Genomic DNA, 13615 nt, shown 5'->3' with positions numbered 1-13615 from the left:
ACGGCGGGCGGAGGCGACCCGGGTGACCCGATTCTTCGTCGACGCGTGGGATCCGGGGTACGGAGCCTCGTTCGAGGCCGCCGCCGGCGGCCCGGCCACGCCCAGCAGCGCCCGGATCGAGGCCGACCACGAGCTGCCCGCGGTCGACTGGCGGGCGGTCGGACCCCGACCCGGCGTCCATGCCCCGGCCGTGGTGCTCCTCGTCGACGGGGTACGCCGAAACGACGCCTCCCTGTGGCTGACCGAGCCGGACGGCGTGTCGTACCCGGGGCTGGCCGCCTCGTACGCCGCCGGGGTCGTCCGCTGTGACCTGGGGCGCGGCGCCGCGCAGCTGGCCGGTGCCCGGGTGGAACGGGGGCTCTTCACCGCCAGCCCGTCCGCGGTGGACGTGCACGCCGGCAACGTCCACTACCCGGTGCACCAGGTCGGCGGCAACGGCGAGCTGGCCAAACTGCCGGCGGCGGTGCAGGGGCCGTTGACCGCGCTGGAGGTGGCGGTCTCCAGCGCCGCCCGCACCGACGACGATCTGCTGGTGGTGGACGGGCCGCTGCGCAACCGACGGCTTCTGCCCCGCACCCTCGGCTACGTCAAGACCCAACACAGCCAGTACCTGGACGCGCGGCTCACCGCGGTGGTCACCGGGCTCACCGCCGGGCAGCGGTCCCCGGTGTTCCGGCTGGGCACCGCGTGGGGCGGCTGGTCGTGGTACCTACGGTTGCCGGTCGCCGGTGGCGCCCCGTGGGCGGGCATCGTCCGGGTGGAGTGCTCCACCGAGCTGGACGTCGCGGCGGCGGTCGAGTTGGCGGACCTGTCCGTGGTGACCCTGCCCCGCTTCGCCTCCACCCCGTACAAGGACCCGCGGGCACCGCAGAACCTGATCCCCATCGCCGGCCTGGAACGCCGCCTGCGACGGATGATCGGGGACTCCCGGCTGCTGCACCGCGCCCTGGTCGCCGCCGCAGGCAGCGCAGCGCCCGCCGCCGCGCAGCCACCCGGTGGTACGGGCTGATGGGGCGTCAGCGCTCCGCCGACCGGGCAGCGGTCGAGGTGGACACAGGGGTGGCCGAGCTGGTCCCCGACCCGGACCGGGCGGGCTCCTGGACGCTGCTGCTCGACGGCGCCCCGCAGTCACATGTGGACCTCACCGACCCCACCCACCTGGAGTTCGAGTACGTACGTCGGCTCGGCGCCGCGATCGACCTGCTGGCCCCGGCCGGCGCCCCGCTGCGCCTGTTGCACCTCGGTGGCGGCGCGCTGACCCTGCCCCGATACGTCGCCACCACGCGTCCCGGCTCAACCCAACGGGTCTGCGAGGTCGACGGCGCGCTGGTGGAGCTGGTCCGCCGGGAGCTGCCCTGGCCCCCCAACCCACGACTGCGGGTACGCGTCACCGACGCCCGGGAGGCGCTCGCCGGCCACCGAGAGGCCAGCGTCGACATCGTGGTCGCCGACGTCTTCGCCGGCGCCCGCACCCCAGCCCACCTGACCTCGGTGGAGTTCGCCACCGAGGTGGCCCGTGTCCTCCGACCGGGCGGGTGGTACCTGGCGAACATCGCCGACGGCCCGCCGCTGCGGCACGCCCGCCAGCAGGTCGCCACCGTGCGGTCGGTGCTGCCGAAGGCGGCGCTGATCGGCGACGCGGCGGTGCTGCGGGGCCGCCGCTACGGCAACCTCGTGCTGCTCGCCGGCCGCACCGCCCCGCCGGTGCCCGAGTTGACCCGGCGGGTCTCCGGTGACTGGTTCCCAGGCCGGGTGCTCGCCGGCGAGGAACTGGTCCGCTTCACCGGCGGCGCCCCGGTTGTCCACGACACCGACGCCACCGACTCCGCACCACCCCCGCCGGGGCTCTTCTCGATCGGCCGCTGACCCGCCGAACACACCTGGAGCACACCAGCCAACCCTCGACCCAGAGGACGTCGGATGGGCGCGCATCTGACCATCCGAACCAGCGGACAGCCGGTCGGTGCGGGGAACCGACCGGGTCACAGTCGTCGAACCCGCAGTGGCAGGTCGTGACGCTGGGTGACAGCATGTCGGGGTGCCCGGGACCGAACCCACCGCCCGCCGGACGCTGTACCCGCCGGCCGGGTACCGGCTGGCCACGTCGGTGCGGCCCCTCACCTTCAGCCCGTACGACCCCTGCGCCCGGATCGCCGCCGGGACGCTCTGGTGGGCCACCCGGACCCCGGACGGGCCAGCCACCCTCGCCCTACGCCCCGAGGCCGGCCACCTGGTCGCCGAGGGGTACGGCCCCGGCGCCGACTGGGTGGTGCACCAGGCCGACGCCCTCGCCGGGCTCCGGGACGACCTGACCGGCTTCGCCGAGCTGGCCGCCGCGCACCCGGTGGTGGCAGACCTGGCCGCCCGGCACCGGGGGCTGCGGCTGCCCACCAGCGGTCAGGTCTTCCCCCGGGTGTTCCGGGCCATCCTCGAACAGCGAGTGACCGGCAAGGAGGCGTACCGGGCATACGCCGCCACGGTCCGCCACTTCCGGACGGAGGCACCCGGGCCGATGCAGCCACTGCTGTTGCCGCCGGAGCCGGCAGCGGTGGCCGCCACCCCGTACTGGGCCTTCCACCCCCTCGGGATCGAACAGCGCCGCGCCGACACGCTGCGCCGGGCCGCCGCGGTGGCCGACCGGCTGGAGCGGTGCGCCGACTCGGCCGAGGCCACCCGCCGGCTCAAAGCCGTCCCGGGGGTCGGCCCGTGGACCGCGGCGGAGGTGGTCCGCGTCGCGTACGGCGACCCGGACGCGGTGAGCGTCGGCGACTACCACGTGCCGAACACGGTGGCCTGGGCCCTCGCCGGTGAGGCGCGTGCCGACGATGCGCGGATGCTGGCCCTGCTCGAACCGTTCCGGGGCCACCGGGGTCGGGTCTGCGTCCTGCTGGCGGCGGCCGGCATCACGGCTCCGAAGTTCGGCCCGCGGGCGCCGATTCGCTCGTTCGCACGCTTCTAGCCGGGCCGGGATCGGGGCCTCGCCCCAGCCGTCCCGGGGCCAACCCGGCGTGCACCAGTCACGATATTTCCCAGTCGCGGTAGCTGCCTGTCGCCAAGGGACTCGGGCACCACGCGACCGAGGCACTGTGGTTGGCTGGGCCGGTGACCGCTCGCCCGCTGATCGCTCCCGCGACCCCGGCCGACGCCGGGGAGATCCTCACCGTCCAACTCGCCGCGTACCTGGCCGAGGCGCAGCGCTACGCCGACCCGTTCCTGCCGCCGCTCACCGAGACCCTGGACGAGGTACGGGCCGTGCTCGCCGGCCCGCAGACGGTGCTCACCGCCCGGCTGGGCCACCGACTCGTCGGATCGGTCCGGGTCCGCGTTGACGGCGACATCGCCGCCATCGGCCGGCTGGCGGTCGCCCCCGACCAACAGGGCCGGGGCATCGGTGGCCGCCTGTTGCGCGCGGTCGAGACGGTGGCGGGCTCGCGGGTGAGTCGGTTCACCCTGTTCACCGGGGCGGAGAGCGTGGGGAGCCGGCGGCTCTACCAGCGCTCCGGCTACCGGTTGGTGGGCCACGACACGGACCCCAACGGCGTGCCGCTGGCGTTCTTGGAGAAGACGATGCCGTCCCGCTGCTGATCCAGCGGCCCCGCACCGACCAGGGCACCGCGACGGTTCGGGAGAAGCCGGAGGGGCGTCCGTCGCTGGTGTTCCTCCTCACAGCCGTCGGTGCCATCTGGTTGACTGGTCGCCGTGAAGCTGCCGATCAGTCCGCCGGTCGAGCCGATGCTCGCCAAGAGCGTCCCACGGATCCCGACCGCGGACGGGATGACCTACGAGCCGAAGTGGGACGGCTTCCGGTGCATCGTGTTCCGCGACGGCGAGGAGGTCGAGCTGGCCAGCCGGGGCGGCAAGCTGATGACGCGTTACTTCCCCGAGGTGGTCGAGCAGGCCCGCCGGCAGCTGCCCGAGCGCTGCGTGGTCGACGGCGAGTTGATCGTGATCCAGCGCGATCGGCCGGATGGGCAGCCCCAGCTCAACTTCGAGTTGCTGGCCCAGCGCATCCACCCGGCCGCCTCCCGGGTGCGCCTGCTCGCCGAAACCACCCCGGCGGACTTCGTGGCGTTCGACCTGCTCGCCCTCGCCGACGAGTCCCTCCTCGACCAGCCGTACCCACATCGACGGTCCCGACTGGAGGCGGCGTTGGGGCACGTCGCGCCACCGATGCACGTCACCCAGGTCACCACCGACCCGGCCACCGCGCGCCGCTGGTTCGACCGGTTCGAGGGGGCGGGGTTGGACGGCCTGATCGCCAAACCCGCCGAGCTGCCGTACGAGCCGGGCAAACGCCTGATGTTCAAGGTCAAGCACAAACGGACCGTCGATGTCGTGGTGGCGGGCTTTCGCTGGCACAAGTCCGGCCCGGTGGTCGGCTCACTTCTGCTCGGGCTCTACGACGACGCCGGCGTCCTGCATCATGTGGGGGTGAGCGCGTCGTTCCCCATGGCCCGCCGGAAAGAGCTGTTGGACGAGTTGGAGCCATACCGGGGCGCCGGGGCCGACCATCCCTGGGTGCACGGCGACCACGAACGCGGTCAGCGCATCCCGGGCGGGGTCAGCCGGTGGACCGGCGGGAAGAACCTGGAGTGGGAGCCGCTGCGGCCGGAGCTGGTGGTCGAGGTGAGCTACGACGCGATGGAGGGCGACCGGTTCCGACACACCGCCCAGTTCGTCCGGTGGCGCCCGGACCGCAAGCCCCGTTCCTGCCGTTACGACCAGCTCGACCGTCCGGTCCGGTTCGACGTGGATCAGGTGCTCCGAGGCGACCCGGAGAACGGTGGTCCCACGTCCGGGCCGGCGTAGCCGGCTGCCCCGACCCCGAAAGGTCCACCCCGTGGTTCGCACTTCCGCCCGCCGGTTCGCCCCGGCCGTGCTCCTCCTGGCCAGCACGTTCCTCGCCGCCGGCTGCACCCTTCCGGCGTTCGCGCCGCGCACCGAGGCGCAGCCCGCGGGGCCGCCGGGCACCGCGCCGACCTGGCAGGCCTGTCCGGAGGTGGCCGAGGAGTTGGTCGGGCGTACCGCCCCGGGCATGCGCTATGAGTGCACCCGGATCACGGTTCCCCGGAACTGGGCTGACGGCGCCACTGCCACCTCCGGCCCGGGCGCCGGGGAGACCTTCGAAATCGCGCTGCTGCGGGCCCGTTCGATGAACCAGCGGGACCGGATCGGCTCGCTGCTGATCAACCCGGGCGGGCCGGGCGGCTCCGGCGTGGACACCGCCGTCTACCTCTCCTTCCCGGCCGCGGTCGGCGGCCTGCCCGCCTCGGTCACCGACCACTTCGACATCGTCGGCTTCGACCCGCGTGGGGTGGCTCGTTCCAGCCCGGTGGAGTGCATCTCGGACGCCAACCTCGACGCGAGCTTCGGCTACGACCCGGACCCGGAGAGCCAGCAGTCCTTCGACGGTTTCGTCGAGCTGAACCAACGGATCGGGCGCGAGTGTGGCGACCGGTACGGCGACCAACTCGCGCTCTACAGCACGGAGCAGGCGGCCCACGACATCGAGGCGATCCGGGCTGCCGTCGGTGACGAGAAGGTGACCTACCTCGGCTACTCGTACGGAACTCTACTCGGCGCCACCTACGCCCAGCTCCATCCGGAGCGGGTGCGGGCGCTGGTGCTGGACGGGGCGATCGACCCTCGACTGGACCTGGTAGCCAGCGCGGAGAGCCAGGCCATGGGCTTCGAGCGGGCGTTCGACAACTTCGCCCTGTGGTGCTCCACCAACCCCGACCGCTGCCCGATCGCTCCCGCCGCGCGGGACGCGGTCACCTCGGCCATCGACAAGGCGCGGGTCTCCCCGGTCCTGGGCGACGACGGGCGGGAGGCGACCCCGGGGTGGATCTTCTACGCGGTGGTCTCCTCGCTCTACACCGAGGTCGGCTGGGAGCAGTTGGCCCAGGCGATCGAGGAGTTGGAGGACGGTGACGCGACCGAGGTCTTCCGCCTCGCCGACGCGTACGCGGGTCGGGAGCCCGACGGTACCTACTCGAACCTGTTCGACGCGAACCTCGCGGTGAACTGCGCCGACGAGGAGGAGAAGCCGAGCTGGGAGCAGATCCGGCAGCTCCAGTCGCAGTGGCGTGAGCAGTACCCGCTGTTCGGTCCGGCGCTCGCGGTCGGCATGCTCGCCTGCACCGAGTGGCCCGGCGGCCGGGACCCGTACCCGACCGGGCCGGCTGATGGAGCCCCGCCGATCCTGGTGGTCGGCACCACAGGGGATCCGGCGACCCCCTACGAGCAGACCCCGGCGCTGGCCGAGATGCTGGGCGTGGGCCGGGTGCTCACCTGGGAGGGCGAGGGGCACACCGCCTACCCTCAGACGGCCTGCATCAACGCGGCGGTTGACGCGTACCTGGTTGACCTGACCGTGCCGGCCGAGGGGAAACGCTGCCCGCCCCAGTGACCCCGGTTGTGGGCGCGGCGCCACACCCGCTGTGGCATCCTCCCTGGATGAGCGATGTGATCTTCCGGGAGGCGGTCCGGGCCGACCTGCCCACCGTGCTCGACCTGCTCGCCGACGACCTGCTGGGCCGGACACGTGACGTCGGGCAGGTCGACGCCCGCTACGAGAAGGCGTTCGCGGACATCGCAGCCGACCCGCGTAACCAGTTCGTCGTCGCCGAGTCCGATGGTGAGGTGCTGGGCTGCATGCAGCTCACCTACATTCCCGGGCTCAGCCGACACGGCGCCGAGCGGCAGTTGATCGAGTCGGTCCGGGTCCGCTCCGACCAGCGCGGACGAGGGCTGGGCCGGCAGATGATGGTCTGGGCGATCGACCAGGCACGGGCGCGTGGATGTGCGCTGGTCCAGCTGACGACCGACAAGTCCCGGCACGCCGCGCACCGCTTCTATCTGGACCTCGGCTTCGTCGCCAGCCACGAGGGCATGAAACTGCCGCTGTGAGGGCTCAGCGGGGGCGGTCTCGATCCTTCGACGGCTGCACCCGCTTCGGCTCACCGGGCATCTTGGGGTGTTCCGGCGGGTATGGCAGGTCACCCTGCCCGTTGGCGGCGTCCCGCTCGACCCACTCCAGCAGGGGCGTGATGTCCCACGCGGCGTCGTCGATGCCGGCGTGTGGGTCACCGCCCTCGGCCAGCCGTGCCGGCACGCTCCGCAGGTCGAAGTCGTCCGGTTCAGCGTCGGCCAGTTCGTCCCAGGCCAGTGGGGTGGAGACGGTGGCGCGGGCGTTGGCCCGCAGCGAGTACGCACACGCGATCGTCCGGTCCCGGGCCATCTGGTTGAAGTCGACGAATACCCGGGCGCCGCGTTCCTCCTTCCACCACGCGGTGGTGACCAGGTCGGGTCGGCGCCGCTCCAACTCCCGGGCCAGGGCAATGGTCGCCCGACGGACCTCGACGAAGGTCCAGCGCGGCTGGATCCGCAGATAGACGTGCACCCCCCGGCCGCCGGAGGTCTTCGGCCAACCGGGGACGCCCAGCTCAGCCAGGATCGCGCGGAGCTCGGTCGCCGCTTTCGCCGCGTCGGCGAAGTCGGTACCGGGCTGCGGGTCGAGGTCGAGCCGCAGCTCGTCGGGGTGGTCCGGATCCGTGGCACGGACCGGCCACGGATGGAAGACCACGGTGCCCATCTGGGCTGCCCAGGCCACGTGGGCCAGATCAGCCGGGCAGAGCTCGGCCGCTTTCCGGCCACTGGGGAAGCTGATCTGCGCGGTACGGACCCAGGGCGGCACACCCCGGGCGGGCACCCGTTTCTGGAAGAAGGCCTCCCCCTCGATCCCCTCGGGGAAGCGTTGCAGGGTGGTCGGCCGCTCGCCGAGTGCACGCATGATGCCCGGGCCGACGGCGAGGTAGTAGTGGAAGACGTCGGCCTTGGTGAACCCGCGTTGTGGAAAAATCACCCGGTCCGGGCTACTCAGCCGGACGTGCTGCCCGGCGACCTTGATCTCCTCGGCCGCGGCCTTCGTGCCACCCATTGCGTGACCCTATGCGATGGCTCCGACATCCGACGTACGGTTGGCGGGTGAGTCTCGACGACAGTGAACTGCCCCGCACCGAGGACGAGTGGCGGGTTCGGCTGAGCCCCGACGAGTTTCGGGTGCTGCGGGAGCACGGCACCGAGGCCCCGTGGAGCGGCGAGTACGTGGACACCAAGACCCCGGGGGTCTACCACTGCCGCGCCTGCGGGCTGGAGCTGTTCGCCAGCGATGCGAAGTTCGACTCGCACTGCGGCTGGCCGAGCTTCGACGACGCCATTCCCGGGCGGGTCCGGGAGGTCGAGGATCGGAGTATGGGCATGGTGCGAACGGAGATCCGCTGTGCCCGCTGCGACAGTCACCTGGGGCACGTCTTCACCGGTGAGGGTTTCACCCCCAAGGACACCCGGCACTGTGTGAACTCGGTGTCTCTCCGGCTGGAGCCACGCGACACCTGACGGCTCCAGCCGCCAGCGGCTGCTCGGCGTTCGAGAGGGCCGCGACCGGAACGGATACGGCTATCGACTCCGGCGTCGACCAGGGCTTCGGCTCGGGAGGTAGGTCGCTTTGGCCTGGTCGAGCAGGTCAAGCCACCGCAACGTCACGCTGGGCCCCGATCGGAACAGGCGATGCCGCGCGGGGAGATGGTTCCTCCTCCGGGCTGGGCCGAGATCGCTTCCCCAAGCTTGATGAGCTGCCGCCCCAGTCGAAGGCGCCAGGCGCGCCTGCGGGCCGCTGTTGCCGGCAGCTGCGTTTTGCCCAGGAGCGCGGCGTGATGCTGCTCGGCGGTAGCGATGAGAAACAACGGATACATACCACCCCTCCGACACTAGTAAAATAGTTTTGCTGGTGTCGGGCCGACTGTAGTACCGTGCACGCAACCAGTCAAACCGTTTCAACGGTGTTGGGGAGGGTCAGTGGAGTACCCACGCGACCTCGATCTCGTCGTAGCGTTCGGCGACTCGGTAGACCCGGAGTCGGGGCGAGATGACCTCGGGTCGCCGGCGCGCCTCGGCCACTGGCTGACCGTCCACGGCTTCCCGCAGTCAAGCGGCGTCCCCAGCGCGGCAGAGCTTGATCTCGCGGTTCAACTCCGGACCGCCCTGCGAAACGAGTTGCAGGCCCGCCACGACAGCGACGAGACCGGCATCAGGCGCGCCCGCGCCCACCTGGAAAGTCTTGCCGCGCGCATTCCCCTACGCGCGTCGTTTAGCGGCCATACGGCTCAGCTCGTGTCCGTCCACGACGGCGTCGCCGAAATGCTCGCGAACGTGCTCAGCGCAATAGTCCGCGCTGAGCAGGACGGCACGTGGCGACGGATCAAGATCTGTCATGAGGAGACCTGCGGAGAAGTATTCCATGATCGCTCCAAGAACGCGTCGAAGACGTGGTGTTCAATGAATGTCTGCGGCAACCGCAACAAGACCAGGTCGTACCGCGACCGTCGGCGCAAAGACACCCGCCCAGCCGTGGAGTGAACGGCCCTCCCGCCATTCGGACGAGCGTGACACCCGCCCGTAGCCTCAACGGGGAAGGTGGTCACGGGCACCGCCGTGACGCCAGAGCACGGAACCGGGGTTGACGATCGCCGGGCGCGCCCCTGGCACGGATCTACATCAGGGTCACCGCGACGGCCAGCCCAAACCCGTCAGCCGACCGCATACACCAAGGGCGACCGTCCGCACCTGGTTTACCGATTCCGGTTGCCGGCCCGGAGTGGATGTTTAACGCTTATCTCAGGAATCCATACCGCGGGGGAATGACATGGCTAGCTGTGAGGTCTGCGAGAACGATTACTGGATGACGTTCGAGGTGCGCACGGTCAGCGGCGACGTGCACACCTTCGACAGCTTCGAGTGCGCCGCGCACAAGCTGGCTCCGATCTGCGAACACTGCCAGGTCAAGATCGTGGGCCACGGCGTCGAGGTCTCCGGCCGCTTCTTCTGTTGCGCCCACTGCGCCCGGAGCAAGGAGGGAACCGTGGGCGCCCAGGTCCGCGACGCGGTCGGCGCCCGGCCAGCCTGAGCCCGGCCGGGGCGGCAAGGGCGGGGCCGGCTGATCATCGCAGGTAACGGGTTTCGGGGTGGACGCAGCCGCTGCGGACGCGGGGCACCGACGTTAGGGAGCGGTAAGGAGACCCAACGCCACACCCCAGCTAACATCCGGACATGCCCACCAGCACCCGGTTAATCCCTATCGCACTGACCATCGTCCTGGCGCTCGCCGCCTGCGGGAACTCCGGCGACGAATCCGCGAATGCCGACCCCACCCCCGCCCCGACGACCGCATCCACCAGCGCGCCCGCCAGCACGGCGGCGAGCCCGACCGGCGAGACGGCACCCGAGGTGCCGCAGACCCTCGACTTCACCGCGCGCACCATCGACGGTGACACGTTCACCGGGGCCAGCCTCGCCGGCAAGCCGACCGTGCTCTGGTTCTGGGCCGCCTGGTGCCCCACGTGCCGGGGCGCGGCCAAATCGGTGGCGGCCGTGCAGCAGGACAACGCCGACCGGGTGAACGTGGTCGGGGTGGCCGGGCTCGGCAGCGGTGACGACGCGATGCGCCGATTCGCCCAGGACACCGGCATCCAGGGCTTCCCGCACCTGGCCGACGACGCGGGCGAGGTGTGGCAGCGGTTCGAGGTGGTCTCGCAGGAGCACTACGTGCTGCTGGACTCCACCGGCACGGTCGTCCACAACGGTCCCCTCTCCCAGACCGACCTCCGCGAGCGGGTCGCGGAGCTGACCTGAGATGGTTGACGCCCCCTACGGTCTCGCGCTCGGCGCCGGGCTGCTCGCCGCCGTCAACCCGTGCGGCTTCGCGCTCCTGCCGGCGTACCTGTCGATGCTGGTGCTGGGTGACGGCCCGGCGGACGGCCGCGGTCCGCTCGCTCCGGTGGGTCGGGCCTTGGCCCTGACCGCCGCCATGACCCTCGGCTTCGTCGCCGTCTTCGGCGGCTTCGGGCTTCTCGCCGGCCCCGCCGCCGACGCCCTGGCCAGCCGCCTGCCCTGGGTGTCGGTCGCGATCGGGCTCGCCCTGGTCGCCACCGGCGGTTGGCTCGTCGCGGGCCGGGCGCTACCGACCTTCGCCCCCCGGATCGCCAACGGCCCCGAGGTCCGACGCAGTTTCGGATCGATGGTCCTCTTCGGTGCGGCCTACGCGATCGCCTCCCTCGGCTGCACCATCGGACCGTTCCTGGCCGTGGTGGTCGCCGGGTTCCGGGCGGGCAGCCCGCTCGCCGGGGTCGGGCTCTTCGTCGCGTACGCGGTCGGGATGGGCCTGATGGTCGGCGCCGCCGCGCTCGCGGTCGCCCTGGCCCGGGAGTCCCTGGTCCGACGCACCCGACGGGCCGGGCCGCTGCTCGGCCGCGTTGCCGGTCTGCTGCTGGTGCTGACCGGCGGCTACGTCGCCTGGTACGGCTGGTACGAAATCCGGCTCTTCGCCGGCGGTGACGCCGACGACCCGGTGATCGACGCGGCCGGTCGAGTGCAGACCACGGTCAGTGGGTGGGTGAACAGTCTGGGCCCGTGGACGATCGGGGCCGCGGTCGCCGCGCTGCTCGCGGCGGCGGTCGCCGGCACGCTGCTCCGCCGGCACCGCTCCGCCGCCCGACAGCCGGCACCGGCCAGCGACCTACCATCGCAGGATGCCGCCCGTCGCTGAGTTCCGGACCGCCTCCTTCGCCGACCTGTCCGCCCGCGCCTTCCATGATCTGCTCCGGCTACGTGTGGACGTGTTTGTGGTGGAACAGGCGTGCCCGTACCCGGAGCTGGACGGCCGGGACGTGGAGCCGGGCACCCGCCACCTGTGGCTGGAGCAGGCCGGGGCGCCGGTGGCGTACCTGCGGATCCTGGCCGATCCAGACGGTCGGCGACGGATCGGCCGGGTGGTGGTGGCGAAGAGGGCGCGCGGCGAGGGGTACGCGGGCCGGCTGATGACCGCTGCCCTCGCCGAGCTCGGCGGAAGCCCGTGCACCCTCGAAGCCCAGTCGCAGCTGGTCGGCTTCTACACCCGGCACGGGTTCTCGGTCGACGGGCCGGAGTACCTCGAGGACGGCATTCTGCACACGCCGATGCGCCGGGACACGCCGACGGCGTGAACACACCGCTGGTGGGCGAAGGTCAGCGCGACACGGTACGCCCGGGGCTGGCCACGCCCGCCGCACCTGTCACCACCGGCTGATCGACATGGATGTATCGCTACGGGTCCGGGACCGGGGTCACAGACCCGTGGCGAACGTGTCGCGGCAGTATCGGACCAGTCGATCGAGGGCTGGACTCTTCGTGCCGCTCCAGACCAGGGCCAGCAGGGCTGGCTCATCGATGTCGGCGATCGGCAGCGCGATCAGGCGGCCGTGGTAGTCCCGTGACATGGACTCGGTGAGGATGGCCACGCCCAGCCCGCGGGCGGCGAGGTCAGCGATGGCGTCCGCGGCGCTGGCCTGGACCGTGATGGTCGGCCGGACTCGGTGCAGGGTGCAGGCACGGTCGAGGACGGTACGGACACCCGTGCCCTCGGGCATGCACACGATCTGGTGGTCGGCGAGGTCGGCCATGGTCACTGCCGCCTGTTTGGCGAGGAGATGCCCGGGTGGGACGAGGGCGACGAGGGGTTCACTGATGATCGTGAGGGTGTTCGATCCGACAGGCGTGGGATCGGCGGTGCCGATGAGAGCGAGGTCGACAGCACCGGACTGGACATCGCGGAGGAGCCGGGCCGAGTGGTTCTCGAGCAAGGTGATCTCCACGCCTGGGTGTGCGTGGTGAAACGCCGCCAAGGCGTCGAAGAACGGGGTGATCGCGCATCCGATGACCATGCCGACGGTGAGGCGACCGCGGATGAGTCCGGTCACGTCGCCGACAGCCTGCTTCATCGCGTCAGAACAGGCGAGCGCGGCCCGGGCGTGTTCGAGTGCGGCCCGGCCGGCGTCGGTGAGGCTCGCCGTTCGGGTGGAACGGTCGATGAGGGTCGCGCCGAGTTCGCGTTCGAGCTCGCGAACCTGCGCGCTTACTCCGGGTTGGCTGATCCGTACCCGTTCGGCGGCGCGGGTGAAGCTCGCTTCCTCGGCGACTGCGACAAAGTACTCCAGCTGCCTCAATTCCATAACGGGAGATTCTAGCTTTCATAAAAACTATCTGTTGGACTTCTCAAATCACCCGAGGCACGCTTGTTTCCGCAGGGAACGTCGAAAGGAACATCGTGTCGGACCGTACGAAAGCCATGAAGCCCGAAGACCTCACCCGTCTGTTCGTCGAACGCTCCAACGCCGGCGATGCCGAGGGCGTCGCCGCGCTCTACGAGCAGGACGCCGTTATGGCCTACCCGCCCGGCGAGCAGACCGTCGGCCGCGCGGCGATCCAGACCCTGTGGGAGAAGGTGCTCGTCAACAGCCCACACTTCACACCGGAAGAGCCGCTGCCCACGCTCGTCTGCGGCGACCTCGCCCTCACCTCGACACCGCCGAAGGACGGCGCCGGCGCTCGCGCGCAGGTCGTCCGCCGCCAACCCGACGGGTCCTGGCTACGCGTGCTCGACCAGCCGGAGTTCACCAAGCCCACCTCGGGTTGACCCTCCCGAACGCCCTGCCCAGACCCGGCGGTCACCCGAGGCCCCTCAGCTGCCAGACGGGCTGAGCCGGCAGGGCCCCTGCGTGCCGCCGGGTTGGCAGGACGT

Annotated in this window: 16 protein-coding genes; 14 read left to right on the top strand and 2 right to left on the bottom strand. The window is 71.4% G+C overall.

The window, feature by feature from the left end; genetic code table 11:
• The first annotated feature begins 22 nt into the window (after positions 1–22).
• From STROP_RS07795 to STROP_RS07765, 7 genes are all read left to right on the top strand, one after another.
• Positions 23–1009 (top strand): hypothetical protein, encoded by a 987-nt coding sequence (locus STROP_RS07795; RefSeq protein ID WP_011905448.1) that lies wholly within the window; start codon positions 23–25, stop codon positions 1007–1009.
• A complete protein-coding gene (locus STROP_RS07790) occupies positions 1009–1866 on the top strand; it encodes a spermidine synthase (RefSeq protein WP_011905447.1) in 858 nt (285 codons plus the stop codon). Before STROP_RS07795 ends, STROP_RS07790 begins: the two co-directional genes overlap by 1 nt.
• 172 nt (positions 1867–2038) lie before the next feature.
• Positions 2039–2959 carry a DNA-3-methyladenine glycosylase family protein gene (locus STROP_RS07785; RefSeq protein WP_011905446.1) on the top strand — a complete coding sequence of 307 codons (921 nt, stop codon included), beginning with the start codon at positions 2039–2041 and terminating at the stop codon, positions 2957–2959.
• A gap of 143 nt (positions 2960–3102) precedes the next feature.
• Positions 3103–3585, top strand: a complete 483-nt coding sequence (locus tag STROP_RS07780) for a GNAT family N-acetyltransferase (protein ID WP_026275052.1) — start codon at positions 3103–3105, stop codon at positions 3583–3585.
• 114 nt (positions 3586–3699) lie between these two features.
• Complete coding sequence (locus tag STROP_RS07775) at positions 3700–4809, top strand: ATP-dependent DNA ligase (RefSeq protein WP_011905444.1); 1110 nt, start codon at positions 3700–3702, stop codon at positions 4807–4809.
• Between the two features lie 31 nt (positions 4810–4840).
• Positions 4841–6412 (top strand): alpha/beta hydrolase, encoded by a 1572-nt coding sequence (locus tag STROP_RS07770; protein WP_026275051.1) that lies wholly within the window; start codon positions 4841–4843, stop codon positions 6410–6412.
• Between the two features lie 47 nt (positions 6413–6459).
• Positions 6460–6912 carry a GNAT family N-acetyltransferase gene (locus STROP_RS07765; RefSeq protein ID WP_026275050.1) on the top strand — a complete coding sequence of 151 codons (453 nt, stop codon included), beginning with the start codon at positions 6460–6462 and terminating at the stop codon, positions 6910–6912.
• Positions 6913–6916: 4 nt separating this feature from the next.
• Here the strand turns inward: STROP_RS07765 and ligD are convergent, their stop codons facing one another.
• Positions 6917–7942 carry a non-homologous end-joining DNA ligase gene (gene ligD / locus STROP_RS07760; RefSeq protein ID WP_011905441.1) on the bottom strand — a complete coding sequence of 342 codons (1026 nt, stop codon included), beginning with the start codon at positions 7940–7942 and terminating at the stop codon, positions 6917–6919.
• Between the two features lie 47 nt (positions 7943–7989).
• Here ligD and msrB point away from each other — a divergent pair, with 47 nt between their 5' ends.
• The 6 genes from msrB to STROP_RS07730 all read left to right on the top strand — a co-directional run bounded on the left by msrB (position 7990) and on the right by STROP_RS07730 (position 12041).
• Positions 7990–8400: a peptide-methionine (R)-S-oxide reductase MsrB gene (gene msrB, locus STROP_RS07755; RefSeq protein WP_026275049.1), complete on the top strand. Its 411-nt coding sequence runs from the start codon at positions 7990–7992 to the stop codon at positions 8398–8400.
• A 459-nt stretch (positions 8401–8859) separates the two neighbouring features.
• Positions 8860–9420: a CGNR zinc finger domain-containing protein gene (locus STROP_RS07750; RefSeq protein ID WP_011905439.1), complete on the top strand. Its 561-nt coding sequence runs from the start codon at positions 8860–8862 to the stop codon at positions 9418–9420.
• Between the two features lie 286 nt (positions 9421–9706).
• Positions 9707–9967, top strand: a complete 261-nt coding sequence (locus STROP_RS07745; protein ID WP_011905438.1) for a hypothetical protein — start codon at positions 9707–9709, stop codon at positions 9965–9967.
• A gap of 143 nt (positions 9968–10110) precedes the next feature.
• The gene (locus STROP_RS07740) at positions 10111–10692 is read left to right on the top strand and encodes a TlpA family protein disulfide reductase (RefSeq protein ID WP_011905437.1); all 582 of its coding nucleotides are present in this window, start codon (positions 10111–10113) and stop codon (positions 10690–10692) included.
• Position 10693: 1 nt separating this feature from the next.
• A complete protein-coding gene (locus tag STROP_RS07735; protein ID WP_011905436.1) occupies positions 10694–11605 on the top strand; it encodes a cytochrome c biogenesis CcdA family protein in 912 nt (303 codons plus the stop codon).
• Positions 11589–12041 carry a GNAT family N-acetyltransferase gene (locus STROP_RS07730; protein ID WP_011905435.1) on the top strand — a complete coding sequence of 151 codons (453 nt, stop codon included), beginning with the start codon at positions 11589–11591 and terminating at the stop codon, positions 12039–12041. The genes STROP_RS07735 and STROP_RS07730 overlap by 17 nt, the downstream gene beginning before the upstream one ends.
• 120 nt (positions 12042–12161) lie before the next feature.
• On the opposite strand, the gene STROP_RS07725 is transcribed toward STROP_RS07730, so the two are convergent.
• A complete protein-coding gene (locus STROP_RS07725) occupies positions 12162–13046 on the bottom strand; it encodes a LysR family transcriptional regulator (RefSeq protein WP_011905434.1) in 885 nt (294 codons plus the stop codon).
• 116 nt (positions 13047–13162) lie between these two features.
• On the opposite strand from STROP_RS07725, the gene STROP_RS07720 reads away from it, so the two are divergent.
• Complete coding sequence (locus STROP_RS07720) at positions 13163–13510, top strand: YybH family protein (protein ID WP_026275048.1); 348 nt, start codon at positions 13163–13165, stop codon at positions 13508–13510.
• Positions 13511–13615: the final 105 nt, after the last annotated feature.

Origin of the sequence: Salinispora tropica CNB-440 (genome assembly GCF_000016425.1) — a bacterium.
Classification (GTDB): Bacteria; Actinomycetota; Actinomycetes; order Mycobacteriales; family Micromonosporaceae; genus Micromonospora; species Micromonospora tropica.
Note: the sequence above shows the minus strand (reverse complement) of the source record. Positions and strands in the feature narration are given on the sequence as shown.

Excerpts from the sequence above, each read along its gene's own strand:
- STROP_RS07790 (WP_011905447.1), top strand. The coding sequence starts at position 1,009 with ATGGGGCGTCAGCGCTCCGCCGACCGGGCAGCGGTCGAGGTGGACACA.
- STROP_RS07765 (WP_026275050.1), top strand. The coding sequence starts at position 6,460 with ATGAGCGATGTGATCTTCCGGGAGGCGGTCCGGGCCGACCTGCCCACC.
- ligD (WP_011905441.1), bottom strand. The coding sequence starts at position 7,942 with ATGGGTGGCACGAAGGCCGCGGCCGAGGAGATCAAGGTCGCCGGGCAG.
- STROP_RS07745 (WP_011905438.1), top strand. The coding sequence starts at position 9,707 with ATGGCTAGCTGTGAGGTCTGCGAGAACGATTACTGGATGACGTTCGAG.
- STROP_RS07740 (WP_011905437.1), top strand. The coding sequence starts at position 10,111 with ATGCCCACCAGCACCCGGTTAATCCCTATCGCACTGACCATCGTCCTG.
- STROP_RS07735 (WP_011905436.1), top strand. The coding sequence starts at position 10,694 with ATGGTTGACGCCCCCTACGGTCTCGCGCTCGGCGCCGGGCTGCTCGCC.
- STROP_RS07730 (WP_011905435.1), top strand. The coding sequence starts at position 11,589 with ATGCCGCCCGTCGCTGAGTTCCGGACCGCCTCCTTCGCCGACCTGTCC.
- STROP_RS07725 (WP_011905434.1), bottom strand. The coding sequence starts at position 13,046 with ATGGAATTGAGGCAGCTGGAGTACTTTGTCGCAGTCGCCGAGGAAGCG.
- STROP_RS07720 (WP_026275048.1), top strand. The coding sequence starts at position 13,163 with ATGAAGCCCGAAGACCTCACCCGTCTGTTCGTCGAACGCTCCAACGCC.